Origin of the sequence: Candidatus Palauibacter irciniicola (genome assembly GCF_965208695.1) — a bacterium.
Lineage (GTDB): Bacteria > Gemmatimonadota > Gemmatimonadetes > Palauibacterales > Palauibacteraceae > Palauibacter > Palauibacter irciniicola.
In genome coordinates, this window is the sequence record NZ_OZ242352.1 from 664655 (window position 1) to 688685 (window position 24031).

Below are 24031 nucleotides of genomic sequence, written 5' to 3' on the forward strand. Positions count from 1 at the left end.
GCGTTTATTCTGCGGGGCACCGTTCGAACGTATGTGCGGGTTGCAGGCCGTACAACGACACGATGGAAGGGACAGGATGGAGCGGACAACGTCAGCGACGGTCGCCGCGCTCGGCGCGATGACCGCGATGGTCATGGGCTGTGCGCCGGAAATCGGCCCCGGGGCGGAGGGGCGCGCGGAGGCGAACGACGCGTCGGCGGCGAGCGCGCCGCCCGCGTCACCCGTGCGGCGAATGCCGGCTCCGGCGGTGGCCGAGCCGGGCGGCGCCCCGGAGATGACCTACACCATGGTGACCGTTCGGGCCGGCGCGGAACTCGAAGTCGAACTCCTCGATCCGATCCGAACGGGCGACCTTCGGCCCGGGGACGCCCTGAAGTTCGGCGTGACGCGGCCGTTGATCGAGAACTACACGGTTCTGGTGCCTCTGAACTCGCTGATCAATGGCGAGATCACCGCGGTCGAGGCCGCGGGCGAAGGCGGGGATGATGATGACGCGGGCGAGAGCGGCGAACGCGTGATGGTGAAGGTTCGCTTCGTCGACGTCTTCTTCAACGGAGCGTCCTGGCCCCTGTCGGCGTCGGTGGTGCAGGTCATGCCGGGGCCGGGAGGCGCCGCGGCGGCTGGAGGGACGGCCCCCGCGAATCTGGGCCGCGTCCTCGCCGGCGGTCGTCAAGGCGCCGTCGCGGGCGCCGCCGCGGGAGCCGCGAGCGGTTCCGCGGTCCTCCTCGCGGCCGACGGAACGGGACCGGCGCTCCCGGCCGGAACGATCCTCAGGCTGCGGCTCGACGAACCCCTGGTGTTCGGGCTTCCGAACAGCTGAGGAGGGAAATCCGCGCCGGCGTGCGCGTCCGGTCAGACACCGATTCTGGGACACTCGGGTTCGAGCGGACATTCCCCGCAGCGCGGGGCCCGGGCGAGGCAGAGCGAGCGGCCGAACGTGATGAGCAGCATGTGCATGCGGAAGCGCTCGGACGGGGAGACGGTGCGCGAGAGGGTGGTGTAGGTCAGGTCGGCGGAGGCCCGCGGGGGGACCCACGCGAGGCGCCGTGCGATCCGGAGGACGTGCGTATCGACCGGGAGCACGGGCCGGCGGAGCGAGAAGCAGAGCACGCACGCGGCGGTCTTCACCCCGACGCCCCGGAAGGTCGTGAGGTAGGCGATCGCCTCCTCGTCGCCCATCTCCTCCAGGTGGTCGAGCGTGATCCGCCCCACCTCGTCGCGGAGCCGCTGGAGCGCGGCGTGGATGGCCGGCGCCTTCTGGTTCGCGAGGCCGGCGACGCGTACGGCGTCCTCGAGCTCGGCCGGCGTGGCTCGAAGCACGGATTCCCACGAGATCGGCCCGGTGGGAGACGCTCCGCCCGCCGCCCCACCGACGTCCTCGGCCGGATACCGCGCCGCGAGCGTTCGCCAGGCGCGATCCCGGTTTTCGTCGGTCGTCGACTGGCTGAGGATCGTGAGGACGAGTTCGTCCAGAGGGGCGAGGCGAGGCTTGTCGGGCACGGGGAAGCGCTCGGAAAGGCGCCCGAGGACGAGGTCGGGCTCGGGACTCCGCGTCGTCTGAGGGCAGGCAGCCCGTGGCAGCCCTGCTGCGTTCGAGCTCACGTGTGGCGTCTCTCCCGTTCGAACGGTGCGACTCCCGCCCCCAAGGCGAACCTTCTACGTTTGCGCCTGCCGAATTTACCCGGACGCCGCGAACTCCAGCAACGAGCCGCAGGGCTCGTGAGGACGACCCGACGCTTGGATCCCCGTCTGACCGAGGGCCGCAATCCGCGTACCCGCGCCATCGATCGTGCGGACAGCGCGATGATCGTCCGCATGATACAGGCGGAGGATCGCGCGGTGCCGGAGGCCGTCGCCTCGCAGGCGGATGCGCTCGCACGCGTCATCGATGACGTCGTGGCGCGCTTCCGTCGCGGCGGGCGGCTCGTCTACGTCGGTGCGGGGACGAGCGGCCGCCTCGGCGTGCTCGACGCGGCGGAGTGTCCGCCGACGTTCGGCGTGGACCCGGGCCTCGTGCAGGCGATCATTGCGGGGGGCTCCGGCGCGCTCGTCCGGAGCGCCGAGGGGGCGGAGGATTCCCGGAGCGGAGGGGCCGAGGCGGTCCGCGCGTTCGGCGTCTCGCCCGCGGATCTGGTGCTCGGGATCGCGACGTCGGGAACCACGCCGTACGTCCTCGGGGCGCTGGCGGAGGCCGCGTCGCGCGGGGCCGGGACCGCGTTTCTCGGCTGCACCGCACCGCCCGCGGAGGTCGCGGAACTGGCGGATCACCTCATTCTGCCGCTCGTCGGGCCCGAAGTCATCGCCGGTTCGACCCGCATGAAGGCGGGGACGGCGACGAAGCTCGTGCTCAACACGATCACCACCGGGGCGATGATCCGCAGCGGCCGCGTGTTCGAGAATCTCATGGTCGACCTGCGCGCGCGATCCGCGAAACTCGTCGACCGCGGGCTCCGCATTTTCGTCACGCTCACGGGCGCATCGCGCGAGGAGGCGCGCCGCGCGCTGATCCGCACGGGCGGTGCCGTGAAGACGGCCCTCGCGATGCAGGCGCTGGGCGTCGACCGCGCCCTGGCCGAGCGATACCTCGACTGCGCGGACGGCTTCCTGAGTGTCGCCGTCGAGCGCTTCGGCGGCCCGGAGCGTTCCTCCGGCTACGGCGGCTACCCGGCGGCGCCGGGCCGACCCGACGGCGCGGCGCTGCTCGCGCGGCTGAGCGCCGCGCCGGCCCGTCTCACCGCCGCACGCGCGGCGGGCGCCGCGGCCGAAGCGAAGGGGCAGCGCATCGCCGCGCGTCGAACCGGGTGGACGCCGGGCCAGCACGCCGCGCACCTGGCGGATTTCGAGCGGAGCGCCGTGAGGCCGCGAGTCGAGCGGTGGCTCGCCGCCGACCCGGGAGCCTCCCTCCCGGCATTCGACGACTGGACGGCGGGCGCCCGGCCGCCCGAACGCGGCTTCGAGACCGGGATCGCCGGTTTTTCGGCGGAAAGGGCCGTCACCGTGGCCGCCGTGGCCGAGGGTCCGGAGCCGGTCGGGGCGGCCCTCTCCCGTCGCGCCCGCATCGGCTCCGAGACGTTGACCCTGTACCAGTTTCTGCGCGGCGTCGCGCAGCACGACGCCGCGCACGAAACGAGGCTGAGCGAGCGCGTGCACCCGGCGCTGCTGTCCGAGGCGGACGCGTGACGCTGTGGATCGGGGTGATGTCCGGGACATCGCTGGACGGCATCGACGTCGCCGTCGTCGAGACGGCGGGCGACGGCGAGCGGCCGCAGGACTGGCGCGTCGTCGCGTTCGAGACGGAGAGCTACGACCGCGCCGCGCGCGGACGGATCGCCAGCGCCATCACCTCGGGGAGCGCCGCGGCGATCTGTGCGCTCGACTTCGAGCTGGGCGAGCGGATCGGCGCGGCCGTGAACCGCACGCTGGCTTCCGCCTCGCTCCGGCCGGCCGACGTCGAAGCCATCGGCAGCCACGGCCAGACCGTGTGGCATGAACCTCCCGCGGGCGACAGGGGAGGGTCGACGCTGCAACTCGGCCAGGCGGCGGTCATCGCCGAGCGCACCTCGTGCACGGTGGTGTCTGACTTCCGCGTCCGGGACATGGCGGCAGGCGGGGAAGGCGCGCCCCTCACGGCCTACACCGACTGGCTCCTCTTCCGCGCGCCGGAATCGCGGGCGATTCAGAACATCGGCGGAATCGGCAACGTGACGGCGCTCCCCGCCGAATCCAGCGGGGCGACGCCTAAGGCCTACGACACCGGTCCCGGGGTCGTACTCATCGATGGGGCGGTCGAGTGCCTTACGGAGGGGCGATCCCGCTTCGATCTCGACGGAGAGATGGCGCGGCGCGGCGCCGTGAGCGAAGACGCGCTCTCCGACTGGCTGAGCGATCCCTTCTTCAGCCGGCCCCCGCCCCGGTCGACGGGACGCGAGCGCTTCTCCCGGGACCGGCTGTTGGAATGGCTGCGGAGACACGCCGCGCTCTCACCCGAAGACACGATCGCCACCCTGACGGAACTCACGGCGCGCACGATCGCGGACGCCTACCGCTGGATCGAGCAGCCTCCCGCGGCGTGCTATCTCTGCGGCGGCGGAGCCCGGAACCCGGTTCTCGCATCTCGGCTGCACCAACTGCTGGATCCGGTGCCCGTCCGCGATCTTTCCGCCCTCGGCCTCGACGCGGACGCCCGCGAGGCCGTGGCCTTCGCGCTCCTGGCGAGGCAGCATGTGCTCGGGTATCCCGCCAACGCGCCGTGGGCCACGGGTGCGCGCGGCCCCCGTCTGCTCGGAGTACGGACCGCCGCGTGACCCGGTCCGACGTGGACCCGGCCCGGGTCGTCATCGAAGCGCTCCGGCTCGATCGCTGGTCTCCGGATGAGGTGGAGCGGCGCGCGGACCGGGCGCTCGCCCTCGGGGTGGGCGGGTTCATCCTGTTCGGCGGCGAGGCGGAACGCGTCGGTCGTCTGGTCGAGCGGATCCGCGACGACGCGGCGCGGTCGCTCTGGATCGGGGCGGATCTGGAGCGGGGCGCGGGCCAGCAGATCCGGGGCCTGACCGAGTTGCCGCCGCCCGCGGCGCTCGCGGCGCATTCGAATCCCGGCGCCGCCGTCGCGGCGGCGGGACGCGTCACCGCCCGGGACGCGCTGTCCGTCGGGATCAACTGGGTGATCGCGCCGGTGCTCGATCTGGATGCGGAACCCGACAACCCGATCATCGCCACGCGCAGCTTCGGCGCGGATCCGCGGCGCGTCGGAGAGCTGGGCGTCCGCTGGATCGACGCCTGCCAGTCCGCCGGCGCCGCGGCGTGCGCGAAGCATTTCCCGGGTCACGGCAGGACGACCGAGGATTCGCATATCGGACTCCCCTCCATCGGTGCCCCCGCCGAGCTGCTCGAGGAAGACCTCGCACCCTTCGCGGCCGCGGCGAACCGGGTCGCCAGCGTGATGGTCGCGCACGTCGCCTACCCGGCGCTCGGCGGCCGGCGGGCGGCGACGGTGGAGCCGGACATCGTCTCGGGACTCCTTCGTGGACGGCTGGGCTTCGAAGGGGTCGTGACGACGGACGCCATGATCATGGGCGGCGCCGGCCCCGACGCCGCGAGCGCCGCCGTCGGGGCGGTCGGCGCGGGGTGCGACCTCATCTGCTATCCGGCCGATGCCGAAGCGGCGGTCGCGTCGCTGGCGCGAGCCGCCGACGACCCGCGCTTTGCCGCCCGGCTTCAGGAGGCCTCGACCCGTTCGACCCGCAGCTGCCCGCCCTCCGCGCGGGCGTCGCGGCCGGAGTTCGAGCCCGTCGCCTTCGCCCGCGATACGATCGCGGGGGATGCGGAGGTCCTGCGCGGCTGGACGCCGCGGGCCCCGACGCGGGTCGTCGGGGTGTCGGACGACCCCGACGTCGGGCCGCCGGCCGGCCGGGCGGGGGCCTTGGGCACGATCGTCGCCGACGATCTGCGCGCGGCCGGCTGGCGGGTCACGGACAGCCCCGACGCCGGGCAGTGCATCGTCGTGCTCGCGGCGACGCCTCGCGGCTGGAAGGGCCGGGGCGCGCCCGCGGCCGAAGTCGTTGAGCGGACGCGCGCTCTCGTCCGCTCGGCACGCCGCGGCCTCGTCGTGCTGCTCGGGCACCGCCGCTGGCTCGATGTGCTCGGCGTCCCCGGCATCTGCGCCTGGTCCACCGAGACGGTGATGGAACGCGCCGCCGCGGAGTGGCTGTGCTCCGCGGTCGGCGCGGTGGCGGGGGCGCGGCCCGGCAGGGCGGACCGTTGAGTCCGGCCGACTGGTGGATCGTCGCGATCTACCTCGCCCTCACGTTCGGCGTGGGCCTGTGGCTCTCGCGCCGGGCGCGCGGGAGCATCGTCGACTTCTTCGTCGGGGGACGCGCGCTGCCGTGGTGGCTCGCGGGCACTTCGATGGCCGCGACCACCTTCTCGGTGGATACGCCGCTCTATGTCTCGGCCCTCATCGCACGCCGGGGCATCGCCGGCAACTGGGAATGGTGGTCGTTCGGCCTTTCCCACCTCCTTCTCATCTACCTCTTCGCGCGTCTGTGGCGCCGCGCCGGGATCGTCACGGATGTGGAACTGACGGAACTTCGCTACGGCGGCCGCCCCGCCGCCGTCCTGCGCGCCACGCGCGCCTTCCTGTTCGCGGTGCCGATCAACTGCATCTCGATCGGCTTCGTGATGCTCGCGATGCGCAAGGTCGTCGAGGCTCTCGGGCTCCTCCCGGACCTGTCCGGCTGGATGCCGGGAGACGAGCGCCTGTGGGCCGTCGTGGCCCTCTCCATCTTCGTGCTCGCCTACGCGAGCATCGCCGGTTTGTGGGGCGTCGTCGCGACGGACTTCTTCCAGTTCTTCCTCGCGCTCTTCGGAGCCATTCTCGTGGCCGCCTTCGCCCTGGCGGAAATCGGCGGGATTGCGGAACTCAAGGCTCAACTCGCGGCGGCGGGGCGGAGCGATGCACTGGGGATGGTCCCCCGGCCGGGGTCCGAAGCCCTCCCGTTCGGGACTTTCCTCGCCTACCTCGGCATACAGTGGTGGGCCTTCCGCCGCTCCGATGGCGGGGGCGAGTTCGTGCAGCGCCTCCTCGCCTGCCGCACCGAGGCGGACGCGGAGCGCGCCGCATGGTGGTTCGTGTGGCTTCACTACGTGGTCCGCGCGTGGCCCTGGGTGCTCGTGGGACTCGTGGCCGTCGTCGTCTTTCCGGATCTGGCCGATCCCGATCTGGGATACCCGATGCTCATGCTGCGCTACCTTCCCGCCGGCCTCCTGGGGCTCGTCGTCGCGTCGTTCTTCGCCGCCTTCATGTCGACCGTCTCGACGCAGATCAACTGGGGCGCCAGCTATCTCGTGAACGACCTCTACGCCCGCTTCGTCGACCCGGATGCGTCGTCCGCGCGACTCATTCTGCTGGGCCGGCTCGCTTCGGCCTGCATCGTCGCGGCCGCGACGGCGGCGGCGTTCTTCGCCGACGACATCGGGGCGCTCTTTCGATTCATGATCGCCATCGGCACCGGGCCCGGGGCGGTGCTCATCCTGCGCTGGTTCTGGTGGCGGGTGAACGCCTGGGCCGAACTCGCCTCCATGCTCGCCGGCTTCGCCATCGCCCTCTGCTCCTATCTTCCGGCGTTCGGCGCGATGGAGTTCGGGACGCGGCTCGCACTGACCGCCTTCGGCTCGGCGGCGGTCTGGCTGCCCGTGATGTGGTTCACGCGCGCGGAGGACGAGGCGACCCTGGTGGAGTTCTACCGACGGGTGCGGCCCGCCGGGCCGGGCTGGCACGCGATCCGCGAGCGGGCGGGCGTGTCTCCCGACTTTCCTCTCCGCGAGGCGCTCCTGCGGACGGCCGGGGCAACGCTTCTCCTGTTCGGGGCGATGTTCGCCCTCGGAGCCATGCTTCTGCTCGAGCCGCGGACCGCGGCCCTTTCCGCCGCCGTGGCCGCCGTGGGCGGCGCCGGGCTCTGGATCCTGCGCACGCGGCGCGCCGTCTAGCGTTCGCGTCACCCCACGAGCGGCCCCGGAGGCGGTTCTCCGGCTTGACCACAACATATGGTGTAGTTATCATTTGAAGGCCACCACATATAGCGGTGCGTGTGGAAAAAACACGGATTTTGTGTGGAAAAGCTGTGGAGTCGTGGAAAACCGCCCGACGATCCACAGCGATCGCATCGAAACAACCAGAACGATGGGCGCGGGGTAATGTCGATCTCCGCGCCCGTCAGGCTTCCCGGCCTAGGCCGGCATTCGACTCGCGCGGTCGTCGGGTCCCGGCCGAAGCCGGTTTTTTCCGCGGATTGACCTGATTTGCGGACGGTCGAGAACAGGAAGGCGGGGGCGGCAATGAATCCACCGGATGTGGCGGTGCGGGAGGGCGCGTCGACGAGCGCCCCGGTACGGGGTGAGACACGGATGGGATCCAATGCCAGGCCGGCCGACCTCGCCGAGCCCGGACTTTCCGAGAACGCGCGGACGGTCCTGGCGCGCCGGTATCTGAAGAAGAACGATCGCGGCGAGCCCATCGAGGGGCCGCGCGACCTCTTCTGGCGCGTGGCCGATGTCGTCGCGTCGCAGGATGGCCGCTACGGGGCGACGGACGAGGCGATCCTCGAACGCACCGAGTGCTTCTATCGCCTGATGGCCGACGGCATCTTCGAGCCGAACAGCCCCACGCTCATGAACGCCGGGCGTCCGCTCGGGCAACTCTCCGCGTGCTTCGTGCTTCCCGTTCCGGACAGCCTCGACGGCATCTACGAGACGCTGCGGGACATGGCCCTCATCCATCAGAGCGGGGGCGGCACGGGATTCGGCTTCAGTCGCCTTCGTCCGTCCGGTGACGTCGTCAAGTCGACGATGGGCGTGGCGAGCGGCCCGGTCAGCTTCATGGAGGTCTACGACGCCTCGACCGAGGCCGTGAAGCAGGGCGGCACGCGACGGGGCGCGAACATGGGCATCCTGCGCGTCGATCATCCCGATATCCGCCATTTCATCGAGTGCAAGGCGGACAAGACCCGGATCACGAACTTCAACATCTCGGTCGGCGTCACCGACGCCTTCATGGCGGCGGTCCGGACGGACTCGGACTACGATCTCATCAGCCCGCGGACCGGCGATGTCGTGGATCAGCTGAACGCCGGGGAGGTGTTCTCGAGCATCATCTCCAGCGCGTGGCGGAACGGCGAGCCCGGGGTCTTCTTCATCGACGAGGCGAACCGCTACAACCCGGTTCCGCACCTCGGCGACTACGAAGCCACGAACCCCTGCGGCGAACAGCCGCTGCTCGCCTACGACGTATGCAATCTCGGCTCGATCAACGTCGGCTACTTCGTCGACGATCAGGGGCGTATCGACTGGGACGGGCTCGGCGAGGCCGTCCACGAATCGACCCGTTTTCTCGACAACGTCATCGATGCCAACCGCTACCCGCTCCCGAAGATCGAAGATCTGTCCCAGCGGATCCGCCGCGTCGGTCTCGGGATCATGGGATGGGCCGACATGCTCGTAAGGATCGGCGAGCCCTACGGTTCCGAGCGCGCGGTCGAACTCGCGCGCGAGTTGATGGCGTTCGTCGACGAGGAATGCAGGGTCGAGTCCGAACGGCTGGCCGCCGAGCGCGGCGTCTTCCCCGAGTGGGAACGATCGATCTGGGGTCCCGATGAGACGTGCGCGCGGGACGCCGACGGCAATCGGATCCGCCCCGAACGCCGGCTCCGCAACTGCAACCTGACGACGGTCGCCCCCACGGGGACCATCTCGATCATTGCGGGGTGTTCAAGTGGAATCGAGCCGCTGTTCGCGGTCGCATTCATGAGGAATCAGGCAGGCGTGCTGATGCCGGATGTGAATCCGGACTTCGTGCGCCGTGCGAAGGAAGGGGGTTGGTACTCCGAGGAGCTGATGCAGCGCATCGCCGACGAGGGCCACATCCACTTCGATGAAGTGCCGGGGGATGTCCAGGGGATCTTCGTTACGGCGCACGATGTTCCGCCCGAGCAGCACATTCGCATGCAGGCGGCATTTCAGGCGCACTGCGACTCCGCCATCTCGAAGACGTGCAATTTTGCGACGACCGCCACCGAGGAGGACGTGCGCAAGATCTACGAGATGGCGCACGAGTTGGGGTGCAAGGGAGTCACCGTCTACCGCGATGGGTCGCGTGACGAGCAGGTGCTGTCGACCGGCAGCACGGCGAAGGATGTCCAGCGCCAGACGAGCGAGAGCGGCTCGGCCGTTGCGGCGGACGGAGTCGAGCTCGAAGCCGTCGATGTGGGGCCCGAATTCGCCGGAGATCTCGCGGACACGCTGACCCGGCTCGCCGCCGCGGAGGCGCAGAACAGCGAACTGCAGGCGCACAACCGGAAGCTCGAGAATGCGGTCGAGCAGAAGGAGCGGCGGATCACCGAACTCGAAGGTTCGAGAATGCGCCGCGTCGAGAGGCGGCAACGGCCCGCCGTGCTGCGGGGTCACACCCGGCAGATCGAATCGCCGCTGGGTACGATGTACGTGACGATCAACGAGGACGATCAGGGACGCCCGTTCGAGGTCTTCGTCGCCCTCGGCAAGACGGGAGGGGCGGCGATGGCGGATGCGGAAGCCATCGGGCGGCTCTGTTCGCTCGCCCTGCGCTCGGGGATTTCACTGCGCGATGTGCACAAGCAGTTGCGCGGGATCTCTTCCGACCGGGCCGTCGGACTCGGGGCGAGCAAGGTGCTCTCCGGCCCCGACGCGATCGCTCAGGTCATCGAACGCTATCTCGAGGAGAAGGAAGGGATTCAGCAGACGCTCCCCATCGAGGACGTCGAGACCGCCCGGAGAAAGAACACGAATGGGGGCGCCCGGTCGTCGCAACGCCCCGTGATCGAACGCTACCAGGAGTCGGCGGCCCGGCTCTTCCTCGGAGCGTGCTCGGAGTGCGGCAGCAGCCTCGCTTTTGAGGAAGGCTGCGCGAAGTGCTACGCTTGCGGCTACAGCGAGTGCGGCTGACGCCACAGGTTCGCCCGCGGCAGTAGATTCGGGGGTTGGATCGGCGTCCGGCCGCCCGCGTACCGAACCGCCGGGGGAAGCCCTTGAACACTCCGTCTTCTTCGCGTCGCTCGACGATATCCGTCGATATCGGAGGCGTCCGCGTGGGCAGCGCCCATCCGATCGTCGTCCAGTCGATGACGAACACCGATACGGCGGATGTGGCGGCCACCGCGGATCAGGTCCGGGCACTCCACGAGGCGGGCTCGGAAATCGTCCGCATCACGGTGAATACGCCACGTGCCGCCCGCGCGGTGCCGCGGATCGCGGAACATCTTTCCGGCCAGGGCATCGAAGTCCCGCTCGTCGGAGACTTCCACTTCAACGGGCACATTCTCCTGCCCGGCCATCCCGATTGCGCCGCCGCCCTCGCCAAGTTTCGCATCAACCCGGGGAACGTCGGCCGAAAGCGGCGCGATGAGCAGTTCGCGACGATCGTCCGCTGCGCGATCGAGCACGACAAGCCGGTCCGCATCGGGGTCAACTGGGGCTCGCTGGACCAGATGCTCCTGACCCGGCTCATGGATGAGAACGCGCGCCGCGCGGAACCGCTGGATGCGCACCGGGTGACCCTGGACGCGATCGTGGAGAGCGCACTGGCCTCCGCCGAAGCCGCGGAAAGCCTAGGTCTCGGGTCCGACCGGATCGTGCTCAGCGCGAAGGTGTCGCGCGTGCCGGACCTCGTGACCGTGTACCGCGAACTCGCGTCCCGCTGCGACTACCCGCTGCACCTCGGACTCACGGAAGCGGGGATGGGGCGGAAGGGCACGGTCGCGTCGTCGGCCGCCCTCGCCATCCTGCTCTCCGAAGGGATCGGCGATACGATCCGCGTGTCGTTGACGCCGGAACCCGGCGCCGACCGGACCGAGGAGGTTCGGATCGCCCAGCAGCTTCTGCAGTCGCTCGAATTGAGGAGCTTCAAGCCTCAGGTGACGGCCTGCCCCGGCTGCGGAAGGACGACGAGCACCTTCTTCCAGCAGTTGGCGCTCGACGTCGAAAGCCATATCGCGGATCGCCTCGCGGCCTGGCGGGAGCGCTACCCCGGCGTCGAGGACCTCTCCGTGGCCGTGATGGGGTGCGTGGTCAACGGGCCCGGCGAGTCGAAGCATGCGGACCTCGGCATTTCGCTGCCGGGCGTGGCGGAGGCGCCGACCGCCCCCGTCTACGTCGATGGCAAGCACCACTCGACGCTGCGCGGCGATGGGATTGTGGAGGAGTTCCTGCAGATTCTCGACGGTTACGTCGAACGCCGCTTTTCCTGAGGACCGCGGGGAGAACCGGCGGCGGGTGGCGGGAGCCGGGCTAGCGGCGGGCCTTCTGGCGACGCCGACGGCGACGCCGACGGCGTTCCGCCGCCTTCATCTTGCGACGACGCGCCTCGCTCGGCTTCTCGTAGAACCGGTGCTTCTTGATATCGCGGAAGATCCCGGCTCGCTGAACCTTGCGGCGGAATTTCCGCAGCGCGCGGTCGAGTTCCTCGTTGTCGCGTAGCGTGTACTGCAAGTGTAAGCCTCCTGGCAGGGCAACTCTGACGACCCGTAGGCACAACGGGGCCGAAGTTTAGCGGCCCCCGCGGCGGTGCGTCAAATATCCCGTCCGTCCCGCCCGCGCCCGGCCGGGGCCCGCCCCTCTTCCGGGTGGCGTCCGGCGGCCGCACCCGACGCGGGGATCGGGCCGGGACGTTTGCATCGGGGGCACGTTCAAGCCTATAGTACGTCTTGGAAGCCCGAGGACCGTGCGGCTGGGATGAAGGGGAATCATGGAGATTGTCCGACCTTCCGGCGGCACGGTCTTTTGCGTCTCTGGCTGCTACGTAAGACGTAAGGAGGCTGAACATGGCAGGTCCCGTCGCCATCTCATCCGACGGCACCCTCGAACTCGAAGGCCACGCCTATCTGATCCCCGCCGAGTTCTCCGCCCGCGAAGTCTACAGTTACCGCCGCCTCATGGAACCGATACCGGACATCCCCGGCGGAACGAGCCTCAACCCGGAACAGCGCCGCCGCCAGCGCGCTTACTTTCTCCGCCGTGCCGCCGCCTGTATCATCCCGGGCTTGCAGGTGAAATCCCTCGAGGGGCTCCCGCTCGGCCAGTTGCAGCACATGCACGAGTGGATCGTAGCCCACCGACCCGATCTCTCGGAGGCCGGCCGGCTGCCTGGATAGGAACCGTGGCCTCCCACGCCGTTTGGGCCACGGATGAGCGCAGGTTTCCGCAGAGCGAAGATCGTCAGCACGATCGGACCCGCCTCCTGGGATCCGAACGTGCTCCACGACCTGATTGAAGTCGGCACCGACGCAGTCCGCATCAACTTCACTCACACACCGACGGATCGTGCCGCCGGCCTCGTACGGAGGATCTCCGACATGGCCCGCGATGTCGGCCGGCCGGTGGCGATCATCGGGGATCTCGGAGGACCGAAGATCCGCGTCGGGGATCTGCCCGGCGACCAGCTTGAGATCGAGCCCGAAGGGACATACTGGTTCTTTCCCGAAGGCGATGACGCTCCCGCCGGCAGCTCCCCGCACCGACAGATTCCGACCACCTATCCGGAGCTGGCCGAGGAGGTCGCGCCCGGAAACCGGATCCTGCTCGACGACGGCCACTTCGAGTTCGCGGTCCGGGAAGTCTCGGATGACCCGCCGTGGGTCTCGGCCGTGGCTTTCAGTGCGGGCGTCCTCAAGTCGCAGAAGGGGATCAACCTCCCGGGCGTGCGGGTCGGGGCGCCGGCGCTGACCGAGAAGGATATCGCGGACATCGAGTTCTCCGTCGAACAGGTCATCGACTACCTGGCGCTGAGCTTCGTGCGGCAGCCGTCCGACCTCGAAACGACCCGCCAGAAGATGGACCGCGGGTGCCTGCTCATCGCGAAGATCGAGAAGTCGCAGGCGCTGGAGAACCTGGCGGAGATCCTGCCTCTGAGCGACGCCGTCATGGTGGCGCGGGGCGACCTCGGCGTGGAGTTGCCCTACGAGGAAGTGCCGATGATCCAGAAGCGGATCATTCGCCTGGCGCAGGAGCGGGCGCGGCCGGTGATCACGGCGACGCAGATGCTCGAGTCGATGATCGAGAGCCCGCAGCCGACGCGGGCGGAGGTGTCGGACGTCGCGAACGCATTGCTCGACGGCACCGACGCGGTGATGCTCTCGGCCGAGACCGCCGCGGGCGGGTATCCGGTGCAGGCCGTCCTCACCATGGACCGCATCATCCGTCGCATCGAGCACGAGCGCCTCGGGCGGACCGGGCGGGCGGGCAAGCAGGTGGAGGGCTTCTCGAAGATCCAGCAGACCACGTCGGGAGCGATCGCGGCATCGTCGCTCATCGCGGTCGAGCGCGTGGGCGCGCCGTTCATCGTGACGTTCACGCAGAGCGGCTACACGGCCCGCATCGTGTCGGCGCAGCGTCCCTCCGTCCCGATCCTGGCGATCACGGACCAGTGGAGGACGTACAACCAGTTGGCGCTCGTGTGGGGCGTGCAGCCGATCCTCTTCCACGGCGGCATCAGCTATTCGAGCATGCTCGACAAGGCCCGGGATGTGGCTCTCGAACTGGGCATGGGCGAAGCGGGGCAGCGTTTCGTGGTGACGGCCGGAGTCCCGTTCCACGTCCCCGGGACGACCAACATGATGCGCGTCGAAGAGTTGTGATCCGGCTCCTCCGCCACTGACGCCCGGCCCGTGAGAGTCCGTTTTCTCGGCACCGGTACTTCCTTCGGGGTTCCGGTGATCGGCTGCGACTGTGCGACCTGCCGCTCGCCGGACCCCAGGGACCGGCGTACGCGCCACGGACTCCTCATCGAGACCGGCGGGACCCGTCTCCTGGTGGACACGCCCCCGGAACTCCGGCTTCAGCTGCTGCGGGCGGGCGTCGAACGGCTCGACGCCGTCTTTCTGTCGCACGAACACGCGGACCATACGCACGGCATCGACGATCTGCGGGTCTTCTCGCTGCGGCAGCGCCGGCCCATCCCGTTGTACGTGGCGCGCGAGTTCGACGCCGGGATCCGGAGGCGCTTCTCCTATATCTGGGGCGATGCCCGCCCCCAGCCCGGCTCCGCGGTGCCGCGACTCGATCTGACGCTGTTCGACGACCGCGACGTCATCGAGCCCGGCGGGCTCGCGCTGCAGGTCGTGGCGCTTCCGCACGGAGCGTACCGCAGCTACGGGTTCCGCCTCGGCGGTCTCGGGGTCCTGATCGACGCGAAGTCCGTGCCCGAGGATGCGCTGGAGGTATTCGCGGGCGTCGACGTCCTCGTGGCGAACGCGCTCTGGTTCGGCGACCCGCACCCCGGACACTTCTCGATGGAGGAGGCCGTGGCGACGGCGCGTCGACTCGGGGCGGCACGCACGTACCTCACGCACATCGCGCACCGGACGAGACACGAGGAGATCGAGCGGCGACTCCCGGCCGGCGTGGCGCCCGCGTACGACGGACTGGTGGTGGAGCTGTGACCCCGTCCCCGGGCACCGGGCGCATCCGGAATTTCTCGATCATCGCGCACATCGACCACGGGAAGTCGACGCTGGCCGACCGGCTCCTCGAGCGTACCGGCGCCGTGGATGCGCGCCGCATGCGGAAGCAGGTCCTCGACTCGATGGAACTCGAGCGGGAACGCGGGATCACGATCAAGCTCAACGCGATTCGCATGGCCTACGGCTACCGGGACGGGGTCGAGTATCAGCTCAACCTCATCGACACGCCGGGGCACGTCGACTTCGCCTACGAGGTGAGCCGGAGTCTCGCCGCGTGCGAAGGGGCCCTCCTCGTCGTCGACGCCACGCAGGGCATCGAGGCGCAGACCCTCGCGAACCTCTTCCTCGCGCTCGAAGCGGATCTCGAAGTCGTCCCGGTCATCAACAAGATCGATCTCCCGGCCGCCGACCCGGAACGCGTGGCGGCGGAGATCTCGGAGCTGCTCGGCGTGGATCCCGCCTCGACGATCCGCACCTCGGCTAAGGAAGGGGCGGGGATCGACGAGGTTCTCGACGCCATCGTCGAGCGCGTCCCGGCTCCGGACGGAGACCCCGAGGCGCCGCTGCGGGCCCTGATCTTCGACTCGCAGTACGACCGCTACCGCGGCGCGATGCCCATGCTGCGCGTCGTGGATGGCGAACTTCGCGAGGGCATGCGTATCGGGTTCGGACGCCACGACGCCGTCTACGAGGTGGACGAGGTCGGCTTCATGCGTCTCGGGTTCGAGCGCACCGGCGCCCTCCGCTGCGGGGAGGTCGGGTACCTTACGGCCCAGATCAAGAACGTGGGCCATACGCGTGTCGGCGATACGGTGCTGGACGCCGGAGACCGCGCCGCGGAGGTCCTCCCCGGCTACCGGGAAGCGAAGCCGATGGTCTTCGCCGGCCTCTATCCGACGGACTCCGACCAGTTCGAGGAACTCCGAGAGGCGCTCGAAAAGCTCCAGTTGAACGACGCCAGCCTCCACTACGAACCGGAGACGTCGGGCGCCCTCGGCTTCGGCTTCCGGTGCGGCTTCCTGGGGCTCCTCCACCTGGAGATCGTGCAGGAGAGACTGGATCGCGAGTTCGGCGTCGATCTCATCACGACGCTGCCCAGCGTGGAGTACCAGGTCACGCTCACGAACAAGGACGAGATCCAGCTCGAGAACCCGTCGAAGATGCCGGACCGCGTCCACATCGACGAAGTGCGGGAGCCCTTCGTCCGGGTCCGCGTCGTGTCGCCGGCGGACTACATCGGCGCGATCCAGAAGATCTGCCACGACCGGCGCGGGAAGTACGTCGACCTCCAGTACCTGGATCCCACACGGGTCGAGATCTCGTATTCGATGCCCCTGGGCGAGATCGTGCTGGATTTCTACGACAAGCTGAAGTCCGTGTCTCGCGGATACGCGTCGCTCGACTACGAGGTGACCGGCCACGAGCCCTCGGACCTGGTGAAGCTCGATATCCTCCTCAACGGGGCGCCCGTGGACGCGCTGAGCGTCATCGTGCACCGGAGCCGGGCCTACGACTTCGGGCAGAAGATGGCCCGCAAGCTCAAGGAACTCATCCCGCGGCAACTCTTCGACGTGGCGATCCAGGCCGCGATCGGGCGGGACGTCATCGCGAGGACGACGGTGAAGGCGCTGCGCAAGAACGTGACCGCCAAGTGCTACGGAGGCGACATCACGCGAAAACGGAAGCTCCTCGAGAAGCAGAGGGAGGGGAAGCGGCGCATGAAGCAGGTCGGAAGCGTCGAGATTCCCCAGGAGGCCTTTCTCGCCGTCCTGCAGGTCGAAAGCGACTAGTGCTATGATTCTCCGAAGCGCGGTCGGCGGCGCGTCGTCCCACCAGCGAGACGCGGACAGGGGTGTGAGCGGAAGAAAGCACGTCATCGGTGTCGATCTGGGAGGGACCACGATCAACGTCGGCGCCGTCCCGGTCGACGGCGGCACCGTGCTCGGCATGCGTACCCTGCCCACGGATGCCCACATCGGCGCGAAATTCGTCGTGGACCGGATCGTGTCGATGATCCGCGAGGTGATGCGCGATGCCGCGCGCGAGGGCGGATTCGGGGAGGACGCGATCGTCGGGGTCGGGATGGGGGCGCCCGGGCCGCTGGACCGCGAGACGGGCACCGTGATCGAGACGCCGAATCTCGGGTGGCGGAACTTCCCGCTCCGCGACCTGATCGCGAAGGGGACGGGACTCGAGGTCGAACTCGACAACGACGCGAACGCCGCCACGCTCGGGGAGTGGTGGCGGGGTGCGGGGCGCGGGGTCGGCAACCTCGTGGGAATCACTCTGGGGACGGGGATCGGGGGCGGGATCGTACTCGACGGCGAACTCTACCACGGGGCCTCGGATGCGGCCGCCGAGATCGGACACATGACGATCGACTCCACGGGGCGGAAGTGTGCCTGCGGCAGCTACGGTTGCCTGGAAGCCTACGCCTCCGGACCGGCGATCGCGGCGCGCGCGGTGGAAGGACTGGAGGCGGGCGCCGAGAGCATGCTTCTGGATCTCGTGGACGGCGACCTGCGGGCGGTTACGGCCGCAGCCGTATCCGACGCCATCGTGGCGGGCGACCGGTACGCCGCCGACGTGATGCGGGAGACGGCGGGGTATCTCGGGACCGGCCTCGCGAACCTCATCAATATTCTCAACCCGGAGATGATCGTGGTGTCCGGGGGGGTGACGCGCGCGGGCAAGCACCTGTTCGATCCCCTGCGCCGCGAGGTCAGGAAGCGGGCGTTGCAGCCGGCGGCCGAGGCGTGCCGGATCGTGCGCACCGAACTCGGCGGCCTCGCGGGAGTCATCGGCGCCGCCGCCGTGTTCCGCGTCGCGCGGCTCGGACCCCTCTGAGCCACCGATGCCGCGGCTCGGTGTCGTGGGGACGATGGTGTGGGATACGATTCGCGCACGGGATGTCGGCCGGGAGGGACCCGTGGAGGAATGGGGAGGGATCGCCTATGCGCTGGCCGCGGCCGACGCCGCTGCGGCGGCGGCCGGAGGGGGCTGGAGCCTGTTTCCGATTCTCAAGGTCGGAAAGGACATGCGAGAGGCGGCGGATCTCTTCCTCGGGGGGCTCGAGCGAGTCGATTCCTTCGACGGCGTGTGGACCGTGACGGAACCGAACAACCGGGTCGAACTCGTTTACCTCGACGACGCGCGGCGCTCGGAGAAGCTCACCGGCGGCGTGCCGGGGTGGACCCGCGACGAACTCGTGCCGCTCGCCCGCTCGTGCGATGCGATCTACGTGAATTTCATCGCGGGCTGGGAGATGGACCTCTCCGCCGCGGCGGCCCTCCGGGCGGCGGCGGAGGGTCCGGTCTACGCGGATCTGCACTCGTTGATGCTCGGCGTGGGGCCGGACGGCGTGCGCTCTCCGCGTCCGCTCGAAGACTGGCGCGCCTGGCTTTCCTGTTTCGATGTCGTGCAGCTGAACGAGGAGGAACTCGGCACGCTGGCGGCGGGCTGGGAAGATCCCTGGGCGTTCGCCGCCGATGTCGTGGGTCCGGTCACGCGCGGCCTCCTCGTCACGCTCGGGGAGCGCGGCGCCGCCTGGGTCGCGACCCGCGGCTTCTGGAAGGCGCCGACGGAGCCGCGCCCGCCGCCCGGTGCCGTGGCGCCCGCGGAAGCGCTCGTGAGCGGGAAGGTGGAGCCCGAAGTCCCGGTATCGGGGGGCGACCCGACCGGCTGCGGCGACGTGTGGGGGGCGACCTGCTTCGTGACGATGCTGAGCGGCGGGGACCTCGAGTCCTCCGTCAGTGCGGCGACGCGGGCCGCGCAACGGAACGCCGGTTTCCGCGGCGCATCCGGGCTCGGAGAATACCTGCGCTCCGAGACCGGCGTCCTGACCGGCAGGGCGGGCAGTCGCAGGCGGGGTTCCGCGTGAGCCGGGTCGTCCGCGTCCCCGAACGCCTGGATGAGTCCTCCTTCGAGACGCTGGTCCGGCGCGTCCGCTCGGAGGGCAACCCAGAGGCGCGTCTCCTGCTCGATGCCCGCTCCGTCGGCTGGGTTTCGCCGTACGGGCTCATCGGCCTTCTGGCGGTCGGCCAGGAGGCGCGCCTGCGCACCGGACTGCCGCCCCTGATCGAGCCTCCGCGCGACTCCGAGGTCCGCTCCTATATCAACCGCATGCGCTTCTGGCCCGCCGCCGCACAGGTGTTCGACCTGAAGCGCCTGCCGAAGCCGTCGCTCGAGATCTCCGACGCCCTCATCGAAGTCACGACGATCCGTTCCCACGAAGATGTCCATTCGGTCGTGGAGGGTGTGCGGGACCGCGCCCAGCGCATCCTGCACGACCGGCTCGGCTACCCCCGGCCGGCCGTGATCCACTTCTCCGTCATGTTGTCGGAGGTGTGCCAGAACATCCTCGAACACGCCGATTCGATCGGCTGGGTGTGTGCGCAGCGATACCGGTGGCGACGGCGTCTGGGCCGCGACGTCGTCGTGCTCGCCGTGATGGACGTGGGCGTCGGCTTCGAGGGCTCCCTGGGCGCCGAGCATGCGCGCCGGTACGGGGAGCGGTGGTCGGCGGCCGCGGCGCTGGAGGCGGCCTTTCTGCACGGCGAGTCGCGCTTCCCCGATCCCGGCCGCGGCCAGGGCCTCCAGGCGATCCGCAGCCAGATCATCAAGTGGAACGGCGCCATCCGTATCCGAAGCGGCGATGCGAGTATCGCCAGGGTGCCGGACTGGGACGAAGGCGAGCCGCTCAGCACGGATCTGCCCCGTTTTCCCGGCGCTCAGGTGCTGATCGTCCTGCCCGAGCGGGTCGAGAGGGAAAGGGCGTGATCTCGTGAGACCGGCCGTCGCTCACACGACGCTGTTCAGCTACCTCGTGACACGTCCCACCGGGCGCACGGTGCGGGCGACGGTCGAACGCCAGATCGCCGACGCGGACCGCACGGTCCTTGCGGTACTCGACCTGCGCCACGTCCCCGTGATCGATTTCTCGTGCGCGGACGAAATCGTCGCGAAGCTCGTCCTGCTCGCGTCCGATGCCTCCACGCGCCGGTCCTTCATCCTCTTTCGCGGGATCGCGGAGCACCACTTCGGACCCATCGACTCGGTCCTCCGGCACCGGGGGCTCGCCGCCGCCGCCGAGAGTACCGATGGGGAACCGCTGCTGATGGGCGCGCTCGACCCCGGCGCCACCGAGGTGTGGCGCGAGGTGTGGAGTCTCGGGCGCACGGGAGCCTCGCCGCTCGCCGACCGGCTCGAACTTCCTCTCGACCGCGTACGCGGGCTGCTCGATGATCTCGTCGCCAGGGCCCTCGTGATTCGTGACGGCGAGCGCTACGTCTCGCTCCGCCACGCCCTGCTCGACGCGGGACCGCCATCTCCCGCTCCCCCGGACCGACCGGACCCGTGAGCCTTCGGCGCCGCGCGGGAGTCGGGCTGGCGGCGGGCCTCGTGATCGGGGGGGGTCTCACGACGCTTGCGTGGTTCCACCTGCAACGATCCATGCAGCCGAGATCCGGCGAGCATGTCCTCCCGGGCCTGGCGGCGCCCGCCGCGGTGACGTTCGATGAGTGGGCGATCCCCTCCATCTCCGCCGGGACCGAACTCGACGTCGTGCGCGTCCAGGGGTTCATCCACGCTTCCGACCGGTTGTGGCAGATGGAGCTCTTCCAGCGGGTCGCGCGCGGGCGCCTGGCCGAACTCTTCGGTCCGGCCGCCCTCGACGCGGACCGCCTCATGCGTACGCTGGACGTGTGGTCGGCGGCGGGCCGCGAACTGGACGACGTATCGGAGACGGAGCGGGCCCTCCTCGAGGCGTACGCGGAGGGGGTCAACGCCCGCATCGCGAGCTGGCGGGGCCCCTGGCCCCCGGAGTTCCTCATCCTCGGCATCGAGCCGCAGCCGTGGAGCCCGCAGGCGTCCGTCTCGATCGGCCGCATCATGTCGCTGGACCTCTCCGACTGGCGGGAGGAACTGGACCGGATGAGCGCGCTCGCGACGCTCGACGCGGATCACCGGCGGGCGCTGGGGGCCGGATACCCCGCCTGGGGACCCACCATCCTCCAGGACACGCTCCCCTCCGGCACTCCGCCGCCCCGCCTCGCCTCCGCGGAGACTCCGTTTCCTGTGGGTCCGAACCCCGCGGCTTCGTCCCCAGACCCTCTGATCCAGCTCTCCCGCTTCGGCTTCCACGCCTCGAACTCGTGGGCGCTGGCCGGATCGCGCACGGCGGACGGCGCCTCGCTGCTCGCGAACGACATGCACCTTGCCCTCCGGGCACCCTCCACCTGGTACCTGAACGGCATCGCGGCCGAGGATTCGGGCCTGGCCGTCGCGGGCCTCTCGATCCCGGGCACGCCCGGCGTCATCGTCGGACTCAACCGGGATATCGCCTGGTCGTTCACGAACGCGGAGGTGGATGACGCGGATTTCGTCGTCGAAGGCATCAACCTCGACGGGTCGATGTATCGCGACACTGATGACTGGCGACCCTTCGAGACCCGGACGGAGGAGATTCTCGTGCGTGGGCGCGGCGAGCCGGAGACCTGGGTCGTCCGTTCGACGGTACGCGGCCCGGTGATCACGGACGTCGTGCCGGCCGGGGGACTCACGCTGTCGCTGCTGTGGACGGGACTCGAACCCGGGGGGCCGTTCGCGGCCCTGCTCGAGATGAACCGGGCCTCCGACGCGGACGCGTTCGTGGCGGCGGTGGCGCACTTTCGTTCGCCTCATCAGAACGTGATCTATGCGGCGTCGAGCGGAGAGATCGGCTACCGCATGGCGGGGTCCGTGCCCCTGCGCCCGACTGGAGAGGGCGCCTCTCCGATTTCCTTCGAACGCCTGCCCGAGGGCTGGCCCGGCTTTTGGCCGCCGGAAGCGATGCCGGCGCTGCGAGATCCGGAACGGGGGTATCTCGTCAGCGCGAACAACCTCCAGGCGAGAACCCTGTTCGGACGCGTGGGCGTCTACTACCCGCCGCCGTTCCGGGCACGGCGCATCGATGATCTCGTGTCTCGAGCGTCGGGCTGGACGGTGGAGGAGATGCGCGAGACGCAACTGGACAGCCACAGCCTCTGGGCCGAGCGCTACCGGCCGCGCGCCGTCCGGGCCGCTCGCCGCGCCGGCCTCGACTCGCTCGCGCTCCTGCTCGAGCGCTGGGATCTGCGCACCGAAACGGAGTCCCGGGGTGCCGCGCCCTTCTTCACCTGGCTCTACCGCCTTCGCGAACTCATCGTCGCCGACGAGTTCGACGACGGCGATGGTTGGTTCCCCGATCTCGCGTTCATGGAGATCGTCGACACCGCGGACAGCGCCTGGATCGACGATGCGCGCACGCCCGAGGTCGAGCGCCTCGAGACGCTGGAGGAAGAGGCGGCCCGCACCGCGGCGGCCGTGTCCGGAAGCTCGTGGGGAGAGGTCCACCGCGAGCGGTCGGCACACCCGCTCGGGACCGTGGCGTGGCTCGACCGCCTGTTCGGTTTCCACGTCGGACCCTATCCGTCGCGCGGCGGGCCCCACACGGTTCGCCCCGACGCTCCGTCGCTGAGATCGCGTCTCGACTCCACCGCGTGGAAGGTCCCCGTCGTGAGCGAGGCGGGCCCCAGTTCGAGATTCGTCGCCCGCGCCGCGCCCTCGGACATGGCGGGCTACTTCCTGCTGCCCACGGGGCAGGCCGGGAACCCGCTCGATCCGCACTATCGGGACATGGGCGCCGTGTGGACGGAGAGTCCGCTCATCGAACTCCGCCCGGGCCGTCCGCCCTCGAAGGCGGCAAGCGAACTTCTTTTTCTGCCCGGCTCTCGTTGACCGCCGGACGGCGGAATCCTACCTTTCTCAAGCCCTCCGGACGTCGACTTCGAGGTGTCCGCGGGGCACGGAAGCACTCCCCGACCCGCGCCAGGATCCAGACGATTTGAGCACCGCCACCGTTGAGAGCACGCTCGACGAGATCGAGAGAGTCCTCGACGACATCCGTCCCGCGGTGCGCTCGGATGGAGGGGACATTCAGCTGGTTTCGTTCGACCCGGAGAGCGGACGCGTCGCCGTCCGGCTCGTCGGCGCCTGCTACGACTGCCCCATGTCGACCGCGACGCTTCGCGCCGGGATCGAACAGCACCTCTGCCACGCGCTCCCAGCGGTCCATTCCGTCGAGGCCGTCGCGTAGTCGAGCGCGAACCCGTGTCCGACACACCGACCCCCGGCCCGCGGCCGCTTCCGATCATGGACCCCGCTCCCAGGCGTCCCGAACCGCCACCAAGGGCGGGCGACGGGGAAGCGGCGAGACGCCACCCCTCTCAGGCGCCACCCATGCCGGGCGTGGGTCGCGTCGTCGCGGTGAGTTCGGGAAAGGGCGGCGTCGGAAAGTCCACCATCTCGACGAATCTCGCCGCAACCTGGACGCGGGAGGGCCATCGTGTCGGACTGCTCGACGCCGACATCTACGGTCCGGACATTCCGACCATGTTCGGCATCCAGGAGAAGCCCCGGATCGACCGCGAAGAGGTCGTGCCCCTGGTGGCGCACGGCGTGAAGCTCATGAGCATCGGATTCCTCATCGAGGAGGACGCTCCGGCGATCTGGCGCGGACCCATCATCATGGGGGTTATCCGCCAGTTCCTTCAGCAGGTCGCATGGGGGGAACTCGACTACCTCGTGATCGACATGCCGCCGGGGACGGGCGACGCGCAGTTGTCGCTGTGTCAACTCGTACGCGTCGACGGAGCGGTCATGGTGACCACGCCCCAGGATGTGGCGGTCGGGGGCGTGCTGCGCGGGATCCGGATGTTCGAGAAACTCGATGTGCCGGTCCTCGGCATCGTCGAGAACATGCGCGGCTTCGCGTGTCCCGGGTGCGGCGAGACGCACGACATCTTCGGCGCCGGCGGCGGCGAGCGGCTCGCCGGCTCGATCGACGTGCCCTTCCTGGGCGCCGTCCCGCTCGGCGTGGCCGTGCGCGAGGAGAGCGATCGAGGGGTCCCGACGTCGATCGGAAGACCGGCCGCACCCGAAGCCCGGGCCTTCGCGCGCATCGCATCCGCGGCCGTCACCCGGCTCGAGGCGGTGGAAGCCTCACGCGAGGAGGCTGCGGGCGGCTAGCC

20 protein-coding genes are annotated in these 24031 nt (G+C 69.8%); 18 read left to right on the top strand and 2 right to left on the bottom strand.

Annotation, left to right across the window (positions count from 1 at the left end):
- The first annotated feature begins 76 nt into the window (after window positions 1-76).
- Complete coding sequence (locus ACOGI9_RS02720) at window positions 77-820, top strand: hypothetical protein (RefSeq protein WP_419858371.1); 744 nt, start codon at window positions 77-79, stop codon at window positions 818-820.
- 32 nt (window positions 821-852) lie between these two features.
- On the opposite strand, the gene ACOGI9_RS02725 is transcribed toward ACOGI9_RS02720, so the two are convergent.
- Window positions 853-1500 (bottom strand): endonuclease III domain-containing protein, encoded by a 648-nt coding sequence (locus ACOGI9_RS02725; RefSeq protein WP_419858372.1) that lies wholly within the window; start codon window positions 1498-1500, stop codon window positions 853-855.
- Window positions 1501-1719: 219 nt separating this feature from the next.
- On the opposite strand from ACOGI9_RS02725, the gene murQ reads away from it, so the two are divergent.
- The 6 genes from murQ to ispG all read left to right on the top strand — a co-directional run bounded on the left by murQ (window position 1720) and on the right by ispG (window position 11774).
- A complete protein-coding gene (murQ, locus tag ACOGI9_RS02730; protein WP_419858373.1) occupies window positions 1720-3180 on the top strand; it encodes an N-acetylmuramic acid 6-phosphate etherase in 1461 nt (486 codons plus the stop codon).
- On the top strand, window positions 3177-4304 hold the full coding sequence (locus tag ACOGI9_RS02735; RefSeq protein WP_419858374.1) for an anhydro-N-acetylmuramic acid kinase: 1128 nt from the start codon (window positions 3177-3179) through the stop codon (window positions 4302-4304). The genes murQ and ACOGI9_RS02735 overlap by 4 nt, the downstream gene beginning before the upstream one ends.
- Window positions 4301-5761 carry a glycoside hydrolase family 3 N-terminal domain-containing protein gene (locus ACOGI9_RS02740; RefSeq protein ID WP_419858375.1) on the top strand — a complete coding sequence of 487 codons (1461 nt, stop codon included), beginning with the start codon at window positions 4301-4303 and terminating at the stop codon, window positions 5759-5761. Before ACOGI9_RS02735 ends, ACOGI9_RS02740 begins: the two co-directional genes overlap by 4 nt.
- Window positions 5758-7485 (top strand): sodium:solute symporter family protein, encoded by a 1728-nt coding sequence (locus tag ACOGI9_RS02745; RefSeq protein WP_419858376.1) that lies wholly within the window; start codon window positions 5758-5760, stop codon window positions 7483-7485. The genes ACOGI9_RS02740 and ACOGI9_RS02745 overlap by 4 nt, the downstream gene beginning before the upstream one ends.
- 417 nt (window positions 7486-7902) lie before the next feature.
- On the top strand, window positions 7903-10473 hold the full coding sequence (locus ACOGI9_RS02750) for a vitamin B12-dependent ribonucleotide reductase (protein WP_419858377.1): 2571 nt from the start codon (window positions 7903-7905) through the stop codon (window positions 10471-10473).
- Between the two features lie 143 nt (window positions 10474-10616).
- Window positions 10617-11774 carry a flavodoxin-dependent (E)-4-hydroxy-3-methylbut-2-enyl-diphosphate synthase gene (gene ispG, locus ACOGI9_RS02755; protein WP_419858378.1) on the top strand — a complete coding sequence of 386 codons (1158 nt, stop codon included), beginning with the start codon at window positions 10617-10619 and terminating at the stop codon, window positions 11772-11774.
- A gap of 40 nt (window positions 11775-11814) precedes the next feature.
- Here the strand turns inward: ispG and rpsU are convergent, their stop codons facing one another.
- Window positions 11815-12015, bottom strand: a complete 201-nt coding sequence (gene rpsU, locus ACOGI9_RS02760) for a 30S ribosomal protein S21 (protein WP_310756486.1) — start codon at window positions 12013-12015, stop codon at window positions 11815-11817.
- A 332-nt stretch (window positions 12016-12347) separates the two neighbouring features.
- Between rpsU and ACOGI9_RS02765 the strand changes: the two genes are divergently transcribed.
- From ACOGI9_RS02765 to ACOGI9_RS02815, 11 genes are all read left to right on the top strand, one after another.
- Window positions 12348-12677: a hypothetical protein gene (locus tag ACOGI9_RS02765; RefSeq protein ID WP_310756488.1), complete on the top strand. Its 330-nt coding sequence runs from the start codon at window positions 12348-12350 to the stop codon at window positions 12675-12677.
- 33 nt (window positions 12678-12710) lie between these two features.
- On the top strand, window positions 12711-14159 hold the full coding sequence (gene pyk, locus ACOGI9_RS02770) for a pyruvate kinase (RefSeq protein WP_419858379.1): 1449 nt from the start codon (window positions 12711-12713) through the stop codon (window positions 14157-14159).
- Between the two features lie 30 nt (window positions 14160-14189).
- Window positions 14190-14963, top strand: coding sequence for an MBL fold metallo-hydrolase (locus ACOGI9_RS02775; protein ID WP_419858380.1), 774 nt, complete (start codon window positions 14190-14192; stop codon window positions 14961-14963).
- The gene (gene lepA / locus ACOGI9_RS02780; RefSeq protein WP_419858381.1) at window positions 14960-16774 is read left to right on the top strand and encodes a translation elongation factor 4; all 1815 of its coding nucleotides are present in this window, start codon (window positions 14960-14962) and stop codon (window positions 16772-16774) included. Before ACOGI9_RS02775 ends, lepA begins: the two co-directional genes overlap by 4 nt.
- A 64-nt stretch (window positions 16775-16838) precedes the next feature.
- Window positions 16839-17831 carry an ROK family protein gene (locus ACOGI9_RS02785; RefSeq protein ID WP_419858382.1) on the top strand — a complete coding sequence of 331 codons (993 nt, stop codon included), beginning with the start codon at window positions 16839-16841 and terminating at the stop codon, window positions 17829-17831.
- A gap of 7 nt (window positions 17832-17838) precedes the next feature.
- Window positions 17839-18864 (top strand): hypothetical protein, encoded by a 1026-nt coding sequence (locus ACOGI9_RS02790; RefSeq protein WP_419858383.1) that lies wholly within the window; start codon window positions 17839-17841, stop codon window positions 18862-18864.
- The gene (locus tag ACOGI9_RS02795) at window positions 18861-19763 is read left to right on the top strand and encodes a hypothetical protein (RefSeq protein ID WP_419858384.1); all 903 of its coding nucleotides are present in this window, start codon (window positions 18861-18863) and stop codon (window positions 19761-19763) included. Before ACOGI9_RS02790 ends, ACOGI9_RS02795 begins: the two co-directional genes overlap by 4 nt.
- A 4-nt stretch (window positions 19764-19767) precedes the next feature.
- Window positions 19768-20343, top strand: coding sequence for a hypothetical protein (locus ACOGI9_RS02800; RefSeq protein WP_419858385.1), 576 nt, complete (start codon window positions 19768-19770; stop codon window positions 20341-20343).
- Window positions 20340-22739, top strand: coding sequence for a penicillin acylase family protein (locus ACOGI9_RS02805; protein ID WP_419858386.1), 2400 nt, complete (start codon window positions 20340-20342; stop codon window positions 22737-22739). Before ACOGI9_RS02800 ends, ACOGI9_RS02805 begins: the two co-directional genes overlap by 4 nt.
- 106 nt (window positions 22740-22845) lie before the next feature.
- Window positions 22846-23097: a NifU family protein gene (locus ACOGI9_RS02810; RefSeq protein ID WP_419858387.1), complete on the top strand. Its 252-nt coding sequence runs from the start codon at window positions 22846-22848 to the stop codon at window positions 23095-23097.
- 143 nt (window positions 23098-23240) lie between these two features.
- Window positions 23241-24029 (top strand): Mrp/NBP35 family ATP-binding protein, encoded by a 789-nt coding sequence (locus ACOGI9_RS02815; protein ID WP_419858388.1) that lies wholly within the window; start codon window positions 23241-23243, stop codon window positions 24027-24029.
- The last annotated feature ends 2 nt before the right edge of the window (window positions 24030-24031 follow it).

Bases quoted from the DNA above. Each gene is read 5' to 3' on its own strand.
- ACOGI9_RS02790 (WP_419858383.1), top strand. From the start codon at position 17,839: ATGCCGCGGCTCGGTGTCGTGGGGACGATGGTGTGGGATACGATTCGC.
- ACOGI9_RS02720 (WP_419858371.1), top strand. From the start codon at position 77: ATGGAGCGGACAACGTCAGCGACGGTCGCCGCGCTCGGCGCGATGACC.
- pyk (WP_419858379.1), top strand. From the start codon at position 12,711: ATGAGCGCAGGTTTCCGCAGAGCGAAGATCGTCAGCACGATCGGACCC.
- ACOGI9_RS02765 (WP_310756488.1), top strand. From the start codon at position 12,348: ATGGCAGGTCCCGTCGCCATCTCATCCGACGGCACCCTCGAACTCGAA.
- ACOGI9_RS02815 (WP_419858388.1), top strand. From the start codon at position 23,241: ATGCCGGGCGTGGGTCGCGTCGTCGCGGTGAGTTCGGGAAAGGGCGGC.
- ACOGI9_RS02750 (WP_419858377.1), top strand. From the start codon at position 7,903: ATGGGATCCAATGCCAGGCCGGCCGACCTCGCCGAGCCCGGACTTTCC.